Genomic DNA, 19,846 nt, shown 5'->3' with positions numbered 1-19,846 from the left:
GCGGCAGGCCGCCGGATCGACCGGCGACGGCTTTGTGGGGATACGCGCTCATGTTTGAATGGCCCGGACAGACCTGAACGTGCGGGACTTGCGGCCCGTTGGATACGAATCATGCGCTACGCGGTAAATCTGGTGATGGCGATCGGACTGGCGGCGGCACTGCTGCTGCCGGCTTCCGAGGCCCGGAGTGTATCACTCATCCGGGACGCAGAAATAGAGTGGGTCATCCGCGACTGGTCGGAGCCGATCTTTCGCGCGGCCGGCCTGAACCCCGATGCGATCACCGTGCATCTGGTCGACGACCGCAGCCTGAACGCCTTCGTCGCGGGCGGACAGCGGATCTTCATCAATACCGGCCTGCTGCAGCGGGTGCGCACGCCGAACGAACTGATCGGCGTGATCGCCCATGAAACCGGGCATATCGCCGGCGGCCATCTGGCGCGCTTCCACGACGCCACCAAGAACGCCACCGCGACATCGATCCTGGGCATGGTGCTGGGCGCCGCCGCGATGATCGCGGGCGCCCCGCAGGCCGCCGGGGCGGCGCTGCTGGGATCGCAGCAGATCGCGCAGCGATCGTTCCTGCAGTTCACCCGCACGCAGGAAAGCTCCGCCGACCAGGCGGCCGCGACCTACCTGCAGGACACCGGCCAGTCGGTGCAGGGCCTCGTCGACTTCCTGGAGGTGCTGGGCGACCAGGAGGCACTGCTGTCCAGCCGCCAGGATCCCTATGTCCGCACCCACCCGCTGAGCCGCGAACGGGTCTCGGCACTGCAGAACCGCGCGGCGCGCCAGGCACAGGTCCGCCCCGACAGCGCCACCGACAAGCTGCACCTGGCGCTGATCCAGGCGAAGCTGGACGGTTACCTGAACGGCCTGCAGGCGACCCTGCGCAAATGGCCGGAAAGCGACACCAGCCTGCCGGCCCGCTATGCCCGGGCCTTCGCCTATTACCGCACCGCGGACATGAGCCGCGCCCTGCCGCTGGTCGACAGCCTGATCGCCGAGCAGCCGGACTATGCCTTTTTCCACGAATTGAAGGGCCAGATCCTGCTGGAAAGCGGCCGGGTCGAGGAATCGATCCCGCCCTATCGCGACGCGGTGCGGCTGGCGCCGCAGGAATCTCTGCTGCAGACCGGCCTGGCGCAGGCCCTGCTGGCGACCGAGAATCCCGCCCATCTGGCGGAGGCGGAGCAGGCGTTGAACAGCAGCCTGCGGCAGGACCCCGACTCGCCGAATGCCTGGCGCCAGCTGGCCATCGCGGAGGGCCGTTCCGGCGATCTCGGCCAGTCCGCCCTGGCCAATGCGGAGTATTTCTTTCGCACCGGCAATTACCGGGACGCCTATGGCCAGGCACAGCGCGCCGCACGGATGATCCCGGCCGGCGCGCCAGGCCAGGTGCGGGCCACCGATATCGAGGCCGAGGCCAAGCGCCTGCTGGAGGAACAGCAACAGAAGCGCCGCTGACCGCCGCGCGGCGGCAGGCGCAGGAAGGCAATGGCAGCCGCAACTCGGGGAACGGCCGCTGCCAGGGGGGAGACATGACGAGCGACGCGCCGCTCCTGGTCATCGACCAGGGCACCACTTCGACACGTGCCATCATCTTCGGCCCGGACGGCGATGTCCGCGGCGTGGCGCAGCGGGAGCTGCCGCAGATCTACCCGGCGCCGGGCTGGGTGGAACATGACGCGATGCGGATCTGGCAGGACGTCCAGGCGGTGGTGCGCGACGCCCTCGCCGCCGCCGGTACGGCTGCGGCGGAGGTCGCGGGGATCGGCATCACCAACCAGCGGGAGACGACGGTGGTCTGGGACCGGGCCACCGGCCAGCCGATCCACAACGCCATCGTCTGGCAGGACCGGCGCACCGCCTCGATCTGCGAGCAGCTGCGGCAGAAGGGCGCCGAGGAGCTGGTGCGGCAGCGGACCGGGCTGCTGCTCGATCCCTACTTCTCCGCCACCAAGATCGCCTGGCTGCTGACCCATGTGCCTGGCGCGGAGGATCGTGCCGCACGCGGCGAACTGGCCTTCGGGACGATCGACAGCTTCCTGGTCTGGAAGCTGACGGGCGGCCGCTGCCATGTCACCGACGCCACCAACGCGGCGCGCACCATGCTGCTGGATATCCGCACCGGGCGCTGGGACCCGGAACTTCAGCGCCTGTTCGCGATCCCGCGCGGCCTGATGCCGACGGTGGTCGACAGCGCCGGGGTGGTCGGCCATTGCCTGCCGGAGCTGTTCGGCGCGGCGATCCCGATCGCCGGCCTGGCCGGCGACCAGCAGGCGGCGACCTTCGGCCAGGCGGCCTTCGCCCCGGGCATGGTGAAGTCGACCTACGGCACCGGCTGCTTCGCCCTGGCCAATACCGGCGAGATCCCGGTGCGGTCGGAAAACCGCCTGCTCACCACCATCGCCTGGCAGTTGGACGGCCGCCGGACCTACGCATTGGAAGGGGCGATCTTTGTCGCCGGAGCGGCGGTGCAATGGCTGCGGGACGGTCTGGGGGTGATCGGCCAGGCCGCGGAGACGGAGGCACTGGCCCGGCAGGTGGAGGATACCGGCGGCGTCTATCTGGTCCCCGCCTTCACCGGCCTCGGCGCGCCCTGGTGGGACCCGGAGGCGCGCGGCGCCATCGTCGGCATGACCCGGGCCACCGGCGTGCCGCAGATCGCCCGGGCAACGCTCGAAGCCGTCGCCTACCAGACCCGCGACCTGATGGACGCCATGATCGCCGACGGCATCCCGACGCCACAGGCGCTGCGGGTGGATGGCGGGCTCAGCGTCAACGACTGGGTGATGCAGTTCATGGCGGACATCCTGGACCTGCCGGTGGAACGGCCGTCGGTGACCGAGACGACCGCGCTGGGCGCCGCCTTCCTTGCCGGTCTGGCGCAGGGCGTCTACCGGGACCTGGACGATGTGGCCGGCCGCTGGCAGCGCGAGCGCCTGTTCGAGCCGTCGATGGCGCCGGAGCGGCGCGAAGCGCTGTGCGGCGGCTGGGATATTGCCGTGCGACGGGTCCTGACATCATAACGTCGACCCGCTGCCACATTTCGACCCGAACCGTCGTGCAGGAAGGCCGCCGATGCGGACGGCACGGCCGTTTGCCTGACAGATACGTGACTTGTTCGCCGGAGCCGGCCTTCGCAGGATGCCGGACCGCCAGAGCCTGAAGGAGCCGCCGATGAACGTGCCCACCCGTATGCCCCGCCCGCTTGCCGCCCTCGGGCTCGCCGCCGGCCTGGCGATGACCTCCGCCATCGCCCTCTCCCCCGCGCCTGCCAGTGCAGAGATGTCGGCCGCCGAGAAGGCGGAGATGGGCGCCTTCATCCGCGGCTATCTGCTGGAAAACCCGGAGGTCATCGTCGACGCGATGGAGGTCCTGCAGCAGCGCGAGCAGTCCGCCAAGGCGGAGCAGGCGAAGGCCGCGATCGCCGCGCACAAGGACAGGTTCCAGGCCGGGCCGACCACCTTCGCCGCCGGGCCGGAGGATGCCAGCGCGACGATGGTTGAGTTCTTCGACTATCGCTGCGGCTATTGCCGCCGCGCCCTGCCCACCATCCAGGAGATGCTGGCGGAGGACGACGACCTGCGGGTGGTGTTCATCGAGTTCCCGATCCTCAGCGAGGAGAGCGTCCTTGCCGCCCGCGCGGCGATGGCCTCCCTGAAGCAGGACCGTGCCAAATACATGGATTTCCACAACGCCCTGATGAATTCGCGGGCCCTGAACGAGGCATCGGTCATGGGCATCGCCGAGAATCTGGGATTCGACGTCGAGCAGCTGAAGCGCGACATGGGCTCGTCGGACATCGACAATGCGCTGAATATCAACCAGCAGATCGCCCGCGACATCGGCGTGAACGGCACGCCGGCTTTCATCGTCGGCGACAACCTGGTGCCGGGTGCCGTGCCCAAGGCCCAGCTGCAGGAACTGGTCGCCAGCGAACGCAGCGGCGGCTGAGCCGCAAATCTCCGCAGCCGTCCGCGCCAGGACGGCTGCGGGCGTCAGCTGCCGCTGCCGGACTTGGCCGGCAACTCCTTCGTGCCGTGGTGCGGCAGGGCACGCGGCTGCGCCGGCGGCGCGGCATCCTCCTGCTTCATCTTGCGGTGCATGAACCACAGGCCGAAGGAGAAGAGGATCAGGAACAGCGCCAGGAAGACCAGCATGAAGCTCTTCGCATAGTCCCCCAGCAGGGCCCCGATCAGCTTGCCGATCAGATAGCCGCCGCCCGCGAAGCTGGTCGCCCAGAGCCCGGCGGCGACGAAGTTCAGGACCAGGAAGCGCCGCCAGGGCACCTCGCTCATCCCCATCGCGAAAGAGGCGAAGTTCCGCACGCCGTAGATGAAGCGGTAGCTGAGGATGAAGGCGGTATGGTAGCGGTGCAGCAGCCGCAGCGCCCGGTCGGCGCCGCGTTCGATCCGCGGGAAACGGGCGATCACGCGCGCCCCGTAGCGGCGCCCGATATAGAAATACAGCTGGTCGCCGCAGAAGCTGCCGATCCAGGCCACGGCGATCAGGATCCAGATGTTCAGGTAGCCCTGTTCCGCCAGCGCGCCGGAGAAGATGACGAACGTCTCCCCCTCCAGGAACACCCAGATGAAGGTGACGACGTAGAACAGCGAGCCATAGTCGCTGATCAACTGCGCCAGATCGATTCCCCAGACTTCCACGTGACCGAGCCGTTCCCGATTGCTGCCCCGGAGCGCCGTTGCGAACCGTTTTCCCGATGCGAACCGCTTTCATTATCGCGATTTGCGCCGACGCAGCGCCGCAGAACGCATCGGGCAACCCTAGCAATGGCCGGCGCGGTGACGAAAGCGAAAACGCTCGGGATCGCCCCTGCGGCTCCATTCCCGCGACTTTTCGTCCGGGTGCGGCACGGGCTATAACTGCGGTGTGGCGGCCTGCCGCAGGCAGCAGCCGCACCCGGCCGGTCGGTGAGGAGCCGGTCGGTGAGGCGCCGGTTGGCGAAGAACCGGTCGGCGAGGGACCGGTCGGCGATTGGGGGGAAAATTTGCGCCGGAAATGCCGCAGCGGATGACTGCACTGATTTATGTCCTGAACGGACCCAACCTGAACATGCTCGGCAGCCGCGAGCCCGGTATCTACGGCGCCATCACCCTCGCCGGGATCGAGGAGCTGTGCCGGCAGACCGCCGCCGCCCTGGACCTCGAAGCCCGCTGCCACCAGAGCAACCACGAGGGCGCGCTGGTCGACCTGCTGCACGAGGCCCATCACGCGGGCGCGGTCGGCGTGGTGTTGAACGGCGGCGCCTATACCCACACCTCCGTCGCGTTGCTGGATGCCGTCCGTGCGATCTCCGTCCCGGTGATCGAGGTGCATCTCAGCAACATTCACGCCCGCGAGACGTTCCGGCATCATTCCTACCCCGCCCAGGCGGCCAGGGGGGTCATTGCCGGCCTCGGCCCGATGGGCTACGCACTCGCCATCCAGGCGCTGGCGTCGGACCGTCAGCCGGCCTCCCCGTCCCCGGACCTGCGGACCGCATAGGCGCCGCGAAAGGATCCTCTTCCATGGCAAAACTCAGCATCGACCCCGACCTTGTCCGCGAGATCGCCGACATCCTTCACGAGAAGGACCTGGCCGAGATCGAATGGTCGGAGGATGGCGTGCAGATGCGCATCGCCCGGAGCATGCCGGCACCAGCACCGGCGCCGGCGGCCTGGTATCCGCCGCCGGCCGCCGGCCCTGTCCGCGCCGCCGACGGCGCGGCCCCGGCGACGCCGGGCGCGGCCGATCCGGGCAGCCATCCCGGCGCCGTGAAGTCGCCGATGGTCGGCACCGCCTATACCGCGCCGGAACCGGGCGCCCCGCCCTATGTCCAGGTCGGTGACGAGGTCAGCCAGGGACAGACCCTGCTGATCGTCGAGGCGATGAAGACCATGAACCCGATTCCGGCGCCGCGCAGCGGTCGCCTCGTCCAGATCCTCGTCGAGAACGAGGAACCCGTCGAATTCGACCAGGTGCTGATGGTGATCGAATAGCCGGGGCGGACAGGCAAGATGTTCGAGAAGGTCCTGATAGCCAATCGCGGCGAGATCGCGCTGCGCGTGCACCGCGCATGCCGAGAGATGGGCATCTCCACCGTCGCGGTGCATTCCACCGCCGACAGCAATGCCATGCATGTGCGGCTGGCGAACGAGAGCGTCTGCATCGGCCCGCCCTCGCCGCTGCAGAGCTACCTGAACATTCCCGGGATCATTGCCGCGGCCGAGATCACCGGCGCCGATGCCATCCACCCGGGCTATGGCTTCCTGTCGGAGAATGCGCGGTTTGCCGACATCGTCACCGCCCATGGCATGACCTTCATCGGCCCTTCCGCCGACCATATCCGGATGATGGGCGACAAGATCGCGGCGAAGGATGCGATGCGCCGGCTGGGCGTGCCGGTGGTGCCCGGCTCGGACGGCCCTGTCAGCGACCCGAAGCAGGCCGCTGCGGTCGCCGCGGAGATCGGTTATCCCGTCCTCATCAAGGCCGCAGCTGGCGGCGGCGGCCGGGGCATGTCCGTGGTGCGCCGGCCCGACGACCTGGCGGCCGCCCTGCAGCGCACCCGGGCGGAGGCCCGCGCCGCCTTCGGCGACGACAGTGTCTATCTGGAAAAGTACCTGGACCGTCCGCGCCATATCGAGATCCAGGTGATTGCCGATTCCCACGGCACGGCCCTGCATCTGGGCGAGCGCGACTGCAGCCTGCAGCGCCGCCACCAGAAGGTGCTCGAGGAGGCCCCCTCGCCTGCCCTGAACGCCACCGACCGGGAACGGATCGGCCGCGTCGTGCGCGATGCGATCGCCGAGCTGGGTTATCTCGGCGTGGGCACGGTGGAATTCCTGTACGAGAATGGCGAGTTCTACTTCATCGAGATGAACACCCGGCTGCAGGTCGAGCATCCGGTGACGGAGATGGTCACCGGCCTGGACCTGGTGCGGGAGCAGCTGCGCATCGCCACCGGCGAGCGGCTCGGCCTGCGGCAGGAGGATATCCGCTTCACCGGCCATGCCATCGAATGCCGGATCAACGCGGAGGATCCGCATACCTTCCAGCCGACGCCGGGCCTCGTCTCTTCCTATCATCAGCCCGGCGGGCCCGGCGTGCGGGTCGATTCCGCGCTCTATTCCGGCTATCGCGTTCCGCCGAACTACGACAGCCTGATCGCCAAGCTGATCGTCCATGGCCAGAGCCGGGACGAATGCCTGATGCGGCTGAAGCGGGCGCTGGAAGAGTTCGTCATCCACGACCTGAAGAACACGATCCCGCTGCATCAGCTGCTGCTGGAATCGCAGGACTTCATAGATGGCGCCTATGACATCCACTGGCTGGAAGCGTTCATGGCCGACCGGGATACCTGACCCCGACGCCGCCCTGCTTCCGCCGGCCGGCAGCGCTCGCCCGCCAATGCCTTGCAAGTGTCCGTGACACGCCGGAGCCCGCGACACCATGGTCCGGATCACGCCGGAGATCGTCCTGCAGGCCTATGCCCACGGCCTGTTCCCGATGGCGGAGGATCGCGAAGATCCGGAGCTGTTCTGGGTCGATCCGGAACAGCGCGGGATCCTGCCGCTCGACGGATTCCATGTGCCGCGCCGCCTGGCCCGCACCGTCCGCACTGACCGCTACAGGGTCACCATCAACCGCTGCTTCGGCGCCGTGATCGAGGCCTGCGCCGCCCAGACCCGCGACCGGCCCAGAACCTGGATCAACGGCGAGATCCGGCGCCTCTATACCGCCCTGCACCAGGCCGGCCATGTCCACAGCCTCGAGGCCTGGGACGGCCAGGACCTTGTCGGCGGGCTCTATGGCGTATCCCTGGGCGGGGCTTTCTTTGGCGAGACGATGTTTTCGCGGGCCCGCGATGCCAGCAAGGTAGCCCTGGTGCATCTGGCGGCCCGGCTGCGGGCGGGTGGGTTCCGGCTGCTGGACGCGCAGTTCACCACCGAGCATCTGCAGCAGTTCGGTGCACAGGAGATCAGCCGCTTCCGCTATCGCAGGATGCTTGCCGACGCCCTGACCGTGGAAGGCGATCTCCAGGCGCTGCCCGACGAACTGCCCGGCAGCGAGGCCCTGGCGCTTCTCTCCACCGCAGCCTGAGGGCCCCCGCAGGCCACCTTGTCAGGCCGCCTATTCGGTCTTCGGCGCGCCTTCGGACCCACCACCTTGGCCGGCGGGCCCGCCCTCGGCCGCCGACCAGCTCATACAGTCCACGACCAGAACGTCGTAGACCGGATGCTCCATGGCGTGCAGCGCGGGGCTGGAGGCGAACATCCAGCCGGAAAAGACCTCGACCGGGGCGAGGCCGCGGCGGCGCTCCGCGATCTTCAGCAGGGCCGCGCGCTCCGGCCGTTCGAAGGGCGAGGACCGGGCGCATTTGGCGACGGAGATGTCCAGCCGTTCCCAGGCCACGGTGCCGCCGACCGGCACCTCGATGGTGGAGATCCGCGCCGAGATCTTGTCCAGGGTCTGCAGGCGTGCAACCTGCCCCGGGATCATCTCCAGTTCCTCCAGCGGAGCTTCTGAGCCTTCCTGGCCCATGCCCGCCTGCCCCGTACCGTCCCGCAGGGGCTCATCCGTCGCCTGCTGCGCTCCGGCCGGCACGACCAGGGCCGCGGCGAGCAGCAGGGAAAGCCCCGTCGACAGGGCGAGCCGGGACAGGTCCGATACAGTCATGCCGGCTCCCTACGCTAATCAATCACTTCAAAAAAGTGTCGCAACCTATTGATATTGCGAAACTTCAAGCGCTACTTGGAGGTCGCACCTGCCGGCGCAGCCCCGGCACCGCCTGCGGCCTCGCCCTCGGATCCGCTACCGACCGAGGAGAAGATCGCCTTGCTGATCAGGTCCATCAGGTTCACGGAGCCCTGGGTGTACTGGAAGGTGCCGCCGGGCTTCATCATCGTATCGCTGCCGCCGGGCTCCAGCGCGACATAGGAATCGCCCAGCAGGCCGGAGGAGCTGATCTTGGCGACCGAATCCTCCGGCAGCTGAACGTCGGTGCGCAGGGTCATGCCGATCACCGCCTGATAGGTCTTCGCGTCCAGGCTCTGTTCGGTGACCGAGCCGACCTTCACGCCGCTCAGCCGTACATCCGAGCCGACCCGCAACCCTTCCGCATTGAAGAACTTCGCATTCAGGTCGTAGCCGGACACGCTGCCGCCGATGCCGGAGGACGAATAGGCAAATACCAGGAAGACGGCGGCCACCAGCAGGACCACCGCACCGATCAGGGTCTCGACCAGGGAGTTGTTCATGCCGTCAGGCCCCCGCCCGTCCTTTCGCCGCCTGTCACTCGACCATCCGTCATTCCGGCGTCCAGGCGTCGTAGTCGCCGGTGGCCTTCGCCCGCAGCCCGCCATGGGACACCGCACCGGGCGGCCGGTAGGCCAGCTCGGTGCCGGTCAGGTTGGGCAGATGCTCCTTCTCCCAGACCCGGCGCGGCATATCCTTCGGCGGCGTCTCCTTCAGGGTGCCAACGAGCCAGGCATGCCATTCCGGCGGCACCTTCGATCCTTCCGGCACGCCCTTGTAGAGGACCCAGCGCCGCGTCGGATCGGTCTTGTGCCGGTAATAGCGGTTGCCGAATCGGTCTTCGCCCACCTGCTCCCCATGGAACATGGTGAAAAGACGGGTTCCGATCGTTGCCATGTCAGCATCACCCCTGGCTGGCCGCAGTATCGCAGCGTTTATGGATCAGCCGGCTGCCGGCGTCCAGTGGGCCGCACGGCCGCGCAGCCCGAGATCGGTGGCGGGCATGGGACAACCGCAGCGCCCAGCCACTCCATGCGGTATTCCGCAAAGGTCAAGCTACAAGATGTATTGACCACCCGCGACCTGCTCCATACCCTTGGTAGCTGCCGATTGCGCAGACACCAGATGTGGCAGCGGGGGTGGCCCTCTGGATAGCCCGGCATCGGCGGAATACCGGGGCTTGCGCCGACCAAAGCACGTGCCGAACCGGCACGTGCAACCAAAGCACTTCTGGCGAACAAAGCACTTCTGGGGGCTTGCATGCAGATACCGCGCCGCTTCACCCGCGAAGAGAGCGGGGCCTATGCCGACATCGCGTTCCAGACCGCCTCCAGCGAGATCCGGAACCCCGACGGCAGCACCGTCTTCCGGATGGACAGCATAGAGGTCCCGGCGCACTGGTCGCAGGTCGCGATCGACGTTCTGGCGCAGAAGTATTTCCGCAAGGCCGGTGTGCCCCTGGCCCTGCGCGCGGTGCCGGAAAAGGACGTGCCGAAGTTCCTCTGGCGGCACGAGCCCGTCGAGTCGGAGGGCGAGGCGGGACCCGCCACGGGCGCCGAATCGTCCGCCAAGCAGGTCTTCGACCGGCTGGCCGGCACCTGGGCCTATTGGGGCTGGAAGGGCGGCTATTTCGACAGCGAGGCCGATGCCGCCGCCTATTACGACGAGATGCGGCACATGCTGGCCAAGCAGATGGCCGCGCCGAACTCGCCGCAATGGTTCAACACCGGCCTGCACTGGGCCTACGGCATCGCCGGTCCGGCACAGGGCCACCACTATGTCGACTTCCGCACCGGCAAGCTGAAACGGTCCGCCAACGCCTACGAGCATCCGCAGCCGCATGCCTGCTTCATCCAGTCGGTCGGCGACGACCTGGTGAACGAGGGCGGCATCATGGACCTCTGGGTCCGCGAGGCGCGCCTGTTCAAGTACGGCTCGGGCACCGGCACCAACTTCTCCCGCATCCGCGGCGTCGGCGAGCCGCTCTCCGGCGGCGGCCAGTCCTCCGGCCTGATGAGCTTCCTGAAGGTCGGCGACCGTGCCGCCGGCGCGATCAAGTCGGGCGGCACCACCCGCCGCGCCGCCAAGATGGTCACCGTCGACATCGATCATCCCGACATCGAGGAATATATCGACTGGAAGGTGGTGGAGGAGCAGAAGGTTGCCGCCCTGGTGGCCGGCAGCCGCATGTGCGAGCAGCACCTGAATGCCGTCCTTGCCGCCTGCCATGCCCCGGCCGACGGGGTGGCCGGCGACGACCGCTTCGAGCCGAAGGCCAACCCGGCCCTGCGCAAGGCGATCCGCGCCGCCCGCCTGGTGGCGGTGCCGGAGAACTATATCCGCCGCACCATGCAGTTCGCCCGCCAGGGCTATGATTCGCTGCGCTTCCCGACCTACGACACCGACTGGGACGGGCAGGCCTATTTCACGGTCTCCGGCCAGAACGCCAACAACTCGATCCGGGTGACCAACGCCTTCCTGCGCGCGGTGGAGGAGGACGGCGACTGGGACCTGCTGCGCCGCACCGACGGGCGGGTGGCGAAGACCCTGCGCGCCCGCGCCCTGTGGGACCGCATCGGCGAGGCGGTCTGGGCCTCCGCGGATCCGGGGCTGCAGTACGACACCACCATCAACGAATGGCACACCTGCCCGGCGGGCGGCCGCATCAACGCGTCGAATCCCTGCTCGGAATACATGTTCCTGGACGACACGGCCTGCAACCTGGCGTCCCTGAACCTGATGACCTTCCGCAGCCCCGACGGCAGCTTCGACGTGGCCGGCTTCCGCCACGCGGTGCGGCTGTGGACCGTGACCCTCGAGATCTCCGTGCTGATGGCGCAGTTCCCGTCGGAAGAGATCGCGAAGCTGTCCTACCACTACCGCACCCTGGGCCTGGGCTATGCCAATATCGGCGCGCTGCTGATGGCGCAGGGCCTGTCCTATGACAGCGATGCCGGCCGCGCGATGTGCGCCGCGATCTCCGCCTTGATGACCGGCGAGGCCTATGCCACCTCTGCCGAGATGGCGGAGGAACTGGGCCCCTTCCCCGGCTACGCCGACAATCGCGACACGATGCTGCGGGTGATGCGCAACCATCAGCGCGCCGCGCAGGGTGTTTCCCGCGACGGCGGCAACTACGAGGGCCTGAGCGTGCCGCCGGTACCGCTGAACGCGGCGCATTGCCCGGACGCGGAGCTGGCCGCGGCGGCGGCGGAGGTCTGGGACCGGGTGGTCGAGCTGGGCGCCATCCACGGCTTCCGCAATGCGCAGTCCACGGTCATTGCGCCGACCGGCACGATCGGCCTGGTGATGGACTGCGACACCACCGGGATCGAGCCCGACTTCGCCCTGGTGAAGTTCAAGAAGCTGGCCGGCGGCGGCTATTTCAAGATCATCAACCGCACGGTGCCGCTGGCGCTGCGCCGGCTGGGCTACACCCCGGACCAGATCGACGCGATCACCGCCTATGCCGTCGGCCACGGCACCCTGAAGGGCGCCGCCGGCATCGATCATGACGACCTGCGCGCCCGCGGTTTCGACGATGCCGCGCTGGAGCGCCTGGAGGATGCGCTGGCCAATGCCTACGACATCCGCTTCGCCTTCAACAAATGGACCCTGGGGGAGGCGTTCTGCACCGACGTGCTGGGCCTGCCGGCGGAGATGCTGGACGCCCCCGGCTTCGACATGCTGGAGACCCTGGGCTTCGGCGCCGCCGAAATCGCCGCGGCCAACACCCATTGCTGCGGTGCCATGACCCTGGAGGGTGCGCCGCACCTGAAGGCGGCGCATCTGTCGGTGTTCGACTGCGCCAATCCCTGCGGCAAGGACGGCACCCGCTACCTGTCTGCGGAAAGCCATATCCGCATGATGGCGGCGGCGCAGCCGTTCATCTCGGGCGCGATCTCCAAGACCATCAACATGCCGAACCAGGCCACGGTGGAGGATTGCCGGGACGCCTATTTCCTGTCCTGGAAGCTGGGCCTGAAGGCCAACGCGCTGTATCGCGACGGCTCCAAGCTGTCGCAGCCGCTGGCGGCGATGCAGCTGGGCGCCGATACCGAGGACGATGCTGCCGAGCAGACCGAGGATCTGGTCGAGACGGTCGCCGCGGCCACGCCGGCGGCGAAGGCGCAGATCATCGCCGAGCGGATCGTGGAACGGCATGTCTCGGGGCGCATGCGCCTGCCCGGCCGGCGCAAGGGCTATACCCAGAAGGCGATCGTCGGCGGCCACAAGGTCTATCTGCGCACCGGCGAATATGATGATGGCCGCCTGGGCGAGATCTTCATCGACATGCACAAGGAGGGCGCCGCCTTCCGCAGCCTGATGAACAATTTCGCCATCGCCGTGTCCATCGGCCTGCAGTACGGCGTGCCGCTGGAGGAGTTCGTCGAGGCCTTCACCTTCACCCGCTTCGACCCCGCGGGTCCGGTGGAGGGCAACGACGCCATCAAGATGGCGACCTCCATCGTCGACTATGTCTTCCGGGAGCTGGCGGTCAGCTATCTGGGCCGCAACGACCTGGCCCATGTGCAGCCGGAGGATCTGAATCCCGACAGCCTGGGCGATGGCGATGGCGAGGGCAGCCTGCCCTCCCTGCCCCAGCACCTGGAGACAGCGCTGGGCGCGGTCGCCTCCACCGGCTATGTCCGCTCCAACCTCTACGTGCTGGCCGGCCGCCTGAGCGGTGCCGCCGCCGGGATGCAGGGCGACGGCGCAGCGGCAGCGGTGGCGCAGGCCGCCACGTCGGAAGTGGCGGTCTCGGCCAGTGTCGCGACCGGCGGAGCGGCGGTGGCGGAGCTGCGCGCCGAAGCCGGCGCCGTGCTCTCCGCCGACGATGGCAAGATGGCGCAGATCCGCCAGGCACGCCTGCGCGGCTATGAAGGCGATGCCTGCCCCGAATGCGGCAACTTCACCCTGGTGCGCAACGGCTCCTGCCTGAAATGCGACACCTGCGGCGGCACGACGGGCTGCAGCTGAGCGGCTCCGTCCCGGCGGATCCGGGCGGCTCCAGGTGACCCAGAGAGCGCTGCTGACCGGCGCGTTCGGCCGGCGGCATGCCGCATGGCATGCCGCCACGCCGATTCCCGGCGTCGACCCGGGTTTCGCCCGGCTGGATGCGTTCGGCACGGAGATCCACTGGCACCAGTACGGCCGGCTGGGCGCCGTCTACGGCTGGCAGATCGACACCAGTGGCGATTCCTCCGGAGCGGGCCGCCTGCGGGCCATGCACTGGTGCAATGCCGCCGGCCGACATCGCCCGCCACAGGGCGCAGCGCTCCGGGCCTAGATTCCGGCCCGGCCGGACCGCTGCCGCGATGGCCGGCCGTGCAGGCGCAGCCGCGCCCGCCGGAATCCACTCGCCGGAATCCACTTGCCGGAGACCACTTGCCGGAGTCAGCTGGCCGGAGACCACTTGCCGGAGCCAGCTGGCCGGCGGGACGAACGGCTCTCTGTCATGGACAACCAGAAGAGGGAATAGCATCATTCCGAACGAGGCATGGTGGCAGCGCCGCCGCCTCTCATGCCCTGCCGGACGTCCGTCCTGCAATCATCGGAGGAATGCGACCGACCAAGAAACAGTCGACCGCGCATGCACTCGGGCAGCGGTCAACCCGGATGTCGCCCCGGCACCGGTCAGCAACGACAAACCGAGACAGAGGGAGGAACATAATGCGCGCAATCGCGCTGACGGGTGCCGGCCTTGTGCTGGCGCTGACCGCGACCTTTGGCTTCGGCACCGCCATGGCGGAGTCGATGACGGCGGAGCAGATCAAGGCCGCCACCTCGGGCATCGACGAGCAGGCGATCATCGCCAACGACGCGTCGACGAAGAACTGGCCGAGCTATGGCCTGAACTATGCCGAGACCCGCTTCAGCAAGCTCGACCAGATCAACGACGGCAATGTCGGCCAGCTTGGCCTGGCCTGGTCGTTCGACCTGAATTCCCGCCGCGGCGTCGAGGCGACGCCGCTGGTGGTGGACGGCGTCATGTACGTCACCTCGTCGTGGAGCATCGTGCATGCCATCGATGTGCGCAGCGGCGAGGAAATCTGGACTTACGACCCGCAGGTGCCCCGCGACTATGCGGAAAAGGGCTGCTGCGACGTCGTCAACCGCGGCGTGGCGCTGCACAAGGGCAAGGTGATCGTGGCCACCTATGACGGCCGTCTGATCGCGCTCGATTCCGCCAGCGGCGAACCCGCCTGGGAGGTCGACACGATCATCGACCGCTCGCGCAGCTACACCATCACCGGCGCGCCGCGGGTGTTCAACGGCAAGGTCTATATCGGCAATGGCGGCGCCGAATACGGCGTGCGCGGCTATCTCACCGCCTACGACGCGGAGACCGGCGAGCAGGCCTGGCGCTGGTTCTCCGTGCCCGGCGATCCGTCGAAGCCGTTCGAGGACATCTCGATGGCGCGCGCAGCGCAGACCTGGGACCCGTCCGGCAAGTACTGGGAAGTCGGCGGCGGCGGCACGATGTGGGACAGCATCGTGTTCGACCCGGAACTGGACCTGATGTATGTCGGCACCGGCAACGGCACGCCCTGGAACCGGCACCTGCGCAGCCCGGGCGGCGGCGACAATCTCTATCTTGCCTCCATCGTCGCGCTGAACCCCGACAGCGGCGAACTGGTCTGGTACTACCAGGAAACCCCCGGCGACAACTGGGACTATACCTCCACACAGCCGCTGATGCTGGCCGACCTGAAGATCGACGGGCGCGACCGCAAGATCATCATGCATGCCCCGAAGAACGGCTTCTTCTTCGTCGTCGACCGCCAGACCGGCGAGTTCATCTCCGCAAAGAACTTCGTGAAGGTGACCTGGGCGGAAGGCTATGACGCGAATGGCCGGCCGATCGAGAACCCGGCGGCCCGCGCACAGGACGCAGCGTGGGAGACCATTCCCAGCGCCTATGGGGCGCATAACTGGCACCCGATGTCCTACAGCCCGGACACCGGCCTGGTCTATATCCCGGCGCAGGGCGTGCCGGTCACCCAGACGCCGGAACCGAACCTGGCCTTCAATGAGAGCGCGCCGTTCAAGTTCGGCGGCAATACCGGCTGGAACCTCGGTTTCGCCCTCAACGCGGTGGCGCCGGAAGCGACCCCGTTCGGCGCCCTGATCGCCTGGGACCCGGTCGCCCAGAAGGAGGCCTGGCGCCAGGAACATCTGTCGCCGTGGAACGGCGGCACCCTGGCCACGGCCGGCAATCTGGTGTTCCAGGGCACCGCGGACGGCCGCTTCGTGGCCTACAATGCCACCACCGGCGAGGCCTTGTGGCAGACGCCGGTCGGTTCCGGCGTGGTGGCCGGCCCCGCCACCTACGAGATCGACGGCAAGCAGTATGTCTCTGTCGCGGTCGGCTGGGGCGGCGTCTATGGCGTCGTGCAGCGGGCAACCGACCGGGTCGGCCCGGGCACCGTCTACACCTTCACCCTGGGCGGCGATGCAGCCATGCCGGAATTCGTGAAGGCACCGGAGGGCGACCTGGTGGCCGGCGTGCCATTCGACCCCGAGGATGTCGGTCCTGGCACCGGCCTCTACGTCTCCAGCTGTGCGGTCTGCCACGGCGTGCCCGGCGTGAACAATGGCGGCAACGTGCCGAACCTGGGATTCGTGCATCCGGACACGCTGAAGTCCCTGCCGGAACTGGTTCTGACCGGGGCCTATGTGGAGGGCGGCATGCCGAGCTTCGAAGGCCGCCTGACCAAGAAGGAGGTCGAGCAGATCGCCGCCTTCATCCAGGCAACGGCCGACGCGGTGCGGCCGAAGTGAGGCGGTCGTCATCCTGACCGGGCGTCGGGGCGGGATCCGGCTGGGCTTCCCGCCCCGACAGCTTGCCTTCCGGTGCCGCGGGCTGTGTCTTGTCCTCCTCAGCGGCCTTCTGCTGCTGCCGGCATCGCCGGTGACGGCGCTCGACTGGCTTGTCTTCGTCGTCGACCGATCGAGTTCCATCGACGCCGAGGAACTGCAGCTCCAGCGCCAGGCCTATGTCGATGCCCTGCGCGACCCGCGGGTGGCGCAGATGCTGCGGCACAGCCAGGTGGCCATCGTCGAGTTCGACAGCACCGCGGAGACCGTGGTGCCGTTCGCCCCGCCCCTCGTCGCGGCCCAGGCCTATCAGGACTGGGCGTGGGAGGGTTCCCGCGGCGGCACGGGCATCGGACGCGGGCTTTCCGAGGCCCTGCGCCTCCTGCAGGACAAGCCCGGCCGGCGGGTGATCGACATCTCCGGCGACGGCCGCGACAACCGCGATTCCGCCCTGCTGGAGCGGATGCGCGCCGCCGCCGCGGCCATGCCGGTGGAAATCAACGGCCTGGTCCTGGGCGGCCGCACCCGCTATCCGATCGACGACTATTACCGGACGCAGGTGGTGAACGGATTCGTCATGCGCATCGACAGCATCGGCGATTTCCTGGCTGCCCTGCGCCGGAAGATCCTGCGCGAGGTGGCGGTCGCCCTGCACGAACCTGGACGCTAGCCATATGGCGGCGGGCGCCATGCATCACCCGCCCGGGCCTCGCGGTGAGCGGCTGGCCCGCGCCGCCACGCCGGCCACGGGGACAGGCGGCAGCACAGCCGCGACTGGCCGATGAGGTCTCATGCCGCCGGCGGACATTGGGGCAGCGAAAATCGACGGCGGCGCCATCGGCCTGCAATCCGCACCGGCGCCACCATCCTGTAGCTTCCACAGCGGGAGCGACGACCGTCACAATCCGCCAGCCGGATTCGGACCTGGCGGACATGAAAATGCCGGCCCATCGGGGCCGGCACGTTCGGCAGCCGCACTGCCCGGTCTCCCGCCCGTCGCCTGCGCCGGGTTCCGGCGCAGGCTTTGACGGGCCGGGACTGGGCTTTGGCCTAGGAGGCGGAGCGCACCAGGCCGCGGCAGAGGATCGGGTCGTTCGACAGACGCCGATAGGCCAGGTCGATGCTGACCTGGGGGCAGGTCACCGCAGTGCGCATCTGGTCGACCTGAACGCCCTTCGACCAGCTGGACGTGCCGTCGGCAAAGGTCGCCGTGACGTTGTAGGTGCCGACCGGCAGGAAGTAGGCGAGGCAAACCGATTCCGGCCGGTTGTTGCCGACCGGCGGCAGTTCCACCGACACGCTGCGGGGGCCGGTGACCGTAACATCGGTGATGTTCGGCGTCAGGTTGTTGGCGTCGTAGTAGGGAACGTACATCACGCCGCATGCGCTGGCGCCGTCGCAATAGTCGATGGTGCGCGGCGCGCCGCAATCGTCAGCCATCGCGGTGCCGCCGGCAGCCAGGCCCAGACCCAGGGTCATGGCGAAAATGCTCTTCTTCATCTGTCCGTCCTTTCCGTGTGTCCCACCCGCCAGATCCAGGCCCCAGATCCTTGCGCCCCTCCGAGCGTAGCGGCCCTGGCGGATCAGTCGGAGAACACGCCGCTTCCCTTACGGTTCCGCGCGATGCGTGCCGGAATGCGTGATCGCGGTCACATCGTTCCCCGAAGCCAGGGAAACCGGCATCTCCGCCGCCGCCATATTCGCCAGCGGCCGCGCGCCGTCATCCCCGGCGCAGTCGTCCGGTGCGGTCGAGGAGACCTGGCGGCCGGCCAGATCGACAGTGACCTTCGCGCAATCGGCACGACCTGCGGTCCCGGTGCTGCGAGAGGGTGCGATGAGGATGCCTTCCGCCGTCGACCGGCTGCCATCGCCGAACTCCGCCTGGATGCCGTAGGTGCAGGCGGGCAGCAGGAACGCCACGCAGTCGCGGTCCGGGCTTCCCGGATCCGCCGGCGGAAGCGGCCCGCTGGGGGCCAGGGCGCACTGGGCGGCCGCAGGACCCCGGGCCGCGCTTTCACGCGCGGCAGCTTCAGGTGCCAGGGACAGGCCGTTCAGGACGGGTCCGTCCTCCACCAGGTTGGAAATCTGCAGGTAGAGGATGCCGCAACCGGCCCCCGCGGCGTCGCCCCGGCAATCGGGCATCACCAGCGGATTTCCGCAATCGAGCGCCCGGACCGGCATCGCCGGCAGGGCAAGGCATCCTACTGCCAGGACCATTGCGGCCCTGCGCATGGTGTCGGTCAGGGGAGATTGCATCATAAAGGGCCTTCCCGCCGCGGCCGCGGTCGCCGAACTCCAAACATCGTCGAACGGAACCCTGGAGGCCGTGATTCGGTTCCCGCCGATGCGCCGGCGCCCCCTGCCCGGTTCGGCCCCGCCGACCGGGGCGTGTCAGTGCAGCGCCGGGAGAGGGATCAGCCGCCGGCCCGGCCGCGATGGCCGCCAGCTGCCAGCGCGGCGACGGCCAGGAGGGCCGCGGCCAGCGGCAACCAGCCGGCCCAGCCACCGAGGGTGAGCAGGGTCGCGGCGCTGACCAGGCACCAGGCCAGCGGCACGGCCATGCCGATCAGCACCAGCCAGCGGCCGGCGGAAGCCCGGTCCGCGGCGGCAAGCAGAATGCCGAGGGTCGCCATAGCGGTCGGATCCGGCGCAAGACCGAAGACCTCCGCCTCGTTCCAGGGCCGCCCCGCCAGCAGCCCGGTCAACGGATGCAGCAGGACCGCGTAGCCCAGAAGGCCGAGGCCGGCGATGCGACGGGCCGTCCAGCCGGCCGCAGGCTGCAGGCTGCCGGCCGGGACAGCGCAGGCCAACAGGAGCGCCGCCTCGAGCGCAAAGAGCGGGACCGCATAGTCGATCGCCCAGTTGACGGGAGAATAGCGGTCCAGAAGGAAGGTCCAGCCGACAAGCAGCCAGAGCAGCGCCAGTCCTGTGGCCGCACCCCGGACCAGCCAGTGCCCGGCAGGCGGTTTTCCCTGCCCTTCCGGAACCGATGCCACGGCGCACAGGAACAGTCCGAAGGCCGTCGTTGCGACATGTAGCGGCCAGAGTGCGGCGTTCTGCAGCGCGAACAGGCGCCAGTAGACCTCCGGCCCGAACAGCAGGAAGTCCTCCGGGCGGTATGTCGTCAGGTCTGCCAGCATCCCGTCGCCGCAATCCTTCGATCTTCCCAGGCGCGCAAGCCCCTGGCTCACCGGCCTTGTCGCCCATGGGAATCTGCCTCGCAGATGCGCGGTGACAAGAACCGGTGCGCCCATGCCCAGTG

Annotated in this window: 18 protein-coding genes; 11 read left to right on the top strand and 7 right to left on the bottom strand. The window is 68.5% G+C overall.

Annotation, left to right across the window (positions count from 1 at the left end):
* The first annotated feature begins 111 nt into the window (after nucleotides 1-111).
* The 3 genes from ACFOGJ_RS09825 (at nucleotide 112) to ACFOGJ_RS09815 (ending at nucleotide 3,960) form a co-directional block, all read left to right on the top strand.
* Nucleotides 112-1,467 carry a M48 family metalloprotease gene (locus ACFOGJ_RS09825; protein WP_379899753.1) on the top strand — a complete coding sequence of 452 codons (1,356 nt, stop codon included), beginning with the start codon at nucleotides 112-114 and terminating at the stop codon, nucleotides 1,465-1,467.
* A 74-nt stretch (nucleotides 1,468-1,541) separates the two neighbouring features.
* Nucleotides 1,542-3,032: a glycerol kinase GlpK gene (gene glpK, locus ACFOGJ_RS09820; RefSeq protein WP_379899751.1), complete on the top strand. Its 1,491-nt coding sequence runs from the start codon at nucleotides 1,542-1,544 to the stop codon at nucleotides 3,030-3,032.
* 151 nt (nucleotides 3,033-3,183) lie between these two features.
* Nucleotides 3,184-3,960, top strand: coding sequence for a DsbA family protein (locus ACFOGJ_RS09815; RefSeq protein WP_379899749.1), 777 nt, complete (start codon nucleotides 3,184-3,186; stop codon nucleotides 3,958-3,960).
* Nucleotides 3,961-4,004: 44 nt separating this feature from the next.
* Here ACFOGJ_RS09815 and ACFOGJ_RS09810 read toward each other — a convergent pair whose 3' ends face one another.
* Nucleotides 4,005-4,670, bottom strand: coding sequence for a DedA family protein (locus ACFOGJ_RS09810; protein ID WP_379899747.1), 666 nt, complete (start codon nucleotides 4,668-4,670; stop codon nucleotides 4,005-4,007).
* 367 nt (nucleotides 4,671-5,037) lie between these two features.
* On the opposite strand from ACFOGJ_RS09810, the gene aroQ reads away from it, so the two are divergent.
* From aroQ to aat, 4 genes are all read left to right on the top strand, one after another.
* Complete coding sequence (gene aroQ / locus ACFOGJ_RS09805) at nucleotides 5,038-5,511, top strand: type II 3-dehydroquinate dehydratase (RefSeq protein ID WP_379899745.1); 474 nt, start codon at nucleotides 5,038-5,040, stop codon at nucleotides 5,509-5,511.
* A gap of 23 nt (nucleotides 5,512-5,534) precedes the next feature.
* Nucleotides 5,535-6,005, top strand: a complete 471-nt coding sequence (accB, locus tag ACFOGJ_RS09800; protein WP_379899743.1) for an acetyl-CoA carboxylase biotin carboxyl carrier protein — start codon at nucleotides 5,535-5,537, stop codon at nucleotides 6,003-6,005.
* A gap of 18 nt (nucleotides 6,006-6,023) precedes the next feature.
* Nucleotides 6,024-7,370 carry an acetyl-CoA carboxylase biotin carboxylase subunit gene (gene accC / locus ACFOGJ_RS09795; protein WP_379899741.1) on the top strand — a complete coding sequence of 449 codons (1,347 nt, stop codon included), beginning with the start codon at nucleotides 6,024-6,026 and terminating at the stop codon, nucleotides 7,368-7,370.
* 88 nt (nucleotides 7,371-7,458) lie between these two features.
* Entirely contained in the window at nucleotides 7,459-8,109 is a 651-nt protein-coding gene (gene aat, locus ACFOGJ_RS09790; protein ID WP_379899739.1) for a leucyl/phenylalanyl-tRNA--protein transferase, read from the top strand.
* Between the two features lie 30 nt (nucleotides 8,110-8,139).
* On the opposite strand, the gene ACFOGJ_RS09785 is transcribed toward aat, so the two are convergent.
* The 3 genes from ACFOGJ_RS09785 to ACFOGJ_RS09775 form a co-directional block, all read right to left on the bottom strand.
* Nucleotides 8,140-8,685, bottom strand: a complete 546-nt coding sequence (locus tag ACFOGJ_RS09785) for a DUF2155 domain-containing protein (protein WP_379899737.1) — start codon at nucleotides 8,683-8,685, stop codon at nucleotides 8,140-8,142.
* A gap of 71 nt (nucleotides 8,686-8,756) precedes the next feature.
* Complete coding sequence (mlaD, locus tag ACFOGJ_RS09780; protein WP_379899735.1) at nucleotides 8,757-9,266, bottom strand: outer membrane lipid asymmetry maintenance protein MlaD; 510 nt, start codon at nucleotides 9,264-9,266, stop codon at nucleotides 8,757-8,759.
* Between the two features lie 49 nt (nucleotides 9,267-9,315).
* On the bottom strand, nucleotides 9,316-9,660 hold the full coding sequence (locus ACFOGJ_RS09775) for an NADH:ubiquinone oxidoreductase subunit NDUFA12 (protein ID WP_379899733.1): 345 nt from the start codon (nucleotides 9,658-9,660) through the stop codon (nucleotides 9,316-9,318).
* A 363-nt stretch (nucleotides 9,661-10,023) separates the two neighbouring features.
* Here ACFOGJ_RS09775 and ACFOGJ_RS09770 point away from each other — a divergent pair, with 363 nt between their 5' ends.
* From ACFOGJ_RS09770 to ACFOGJ_RS09755, 4 genes are all read left to right on the top strand, one after another.
* Nucleotides 10,024-13,743, top strand: coding sequence for a vitamin B12-dependent ribonucleotide reductase (locus tag ACFOGJ_RS09770; RefSeq protein ID WP_379899731.1), 3,720 nt, complete (start codon nucleotides 10,024-10,026; stop codon nucleotides 13,741-13,743).
* 34 nt (nucleotides 13,744-13,777) lie between these two features.
* The gene (locus ACFOGJ_RS09765) at nucleotides 13,778-14,053 is read left to right on the top strand and encodes a hypothetical protein (RefSeq protein WP_379899729.1); all 276 of its coding nucleotides are present in this window, start codon (nucleotides 13,778-13,780) and stop codon (nucleotides 14,051-14,053) included.
* A 383-nt stretch (nucleotides 14,054-14,436) separates the two neighbouring features.
* Nucleotides 14,437-16,548: a PQQ-dependent dehydrogenase, methanol/ethanol family gene (locus tag ACFOGJ_RS09760; protein WP_379899727.1), complete on the top strand. Its 2,112-nt coding sequence runs from the start codon at nucleotides 14,437-14,439 to the stop codon at nucleotides 16,546-16,548.
* Nucleotides 16,549-16,678: 130 nt separating this feature from the next.
* Nucleotides 16,679-17,254 carry a DUF1194 domain-containing protein gene (locus ACFOGJ_RS09755; RefSeq protein WP_379899725.1) on the top strand — a complete coding sequence of 192 codons (576 nt, stop codon included), beginning with the start codon at nucleotides 16,679-16,681 and terminating at the stop codon, nucleotides 17,252-17,254.
* A 380-nt stretch (nucleotides 17,255-17,634) separates the two neighbouring features.
* On the opposite strand, the gene ACFOGJ_RS09750 is transcribed toward ACFOGJ_RS09755, so the two are convergent.
* From ACFOGJ_RS09750 to ACFOGJ_RS09740, 3 genes are all read right to left on the bottom strand, one after another.
* Nucleotides 17,635-18,084: a hypothetical protein gene (locus ACFOGJ_RS09750; RefSeq protein WP_379899723.1), complete on the bottom strand. Its 450-nt coding sequence runs from the start codon at nucleotides 18,082-18,084 to the stop codon at nucleotides 17,635-17,637.
* Nucleotides 18,085-18,192: 108 nt separating this feature from the next.
* A complete protein-coding gene (locus ACFOGJ_RS09745) occupies nucleotides 18,193-18,843 on the bottom strand; it encodes a hypothetical protein (RefSeq protein ID WP_379899721.1) in 651 nt (216 codons plus the stop codon).
* Nucleotides 18,844-18,998: 155 nt separating this feature from the next.
* A complete protein-coding gene (locus ACFOGJ_RS09740) occupies nucleotides 18,999-19,724 on the bottom strand; it encodes a DUF6064 family protein (protein WP_379899719.1) in 726 nt (241 codons plus the stop codon).
* Between the last annotated feature and the right edge of the window lie 122 nt (nucleotides 19,725-19,846).

The organism is Marinibaculum pumilum (assembly GCF_042646425.1).
Classification (GTDB): Bacteria; Pseudomonadota; Alphaproteobacteria; order Ferrovibrionales; family Ferrovibrionaceae; genus Marinibaculum; species Marinibaculum pumilum.
The sequence above is the reverse complement of the archived record's forward strand: the minus strand, read 5'-3'. Positions and strand labels throughout refer to the sequence as shown.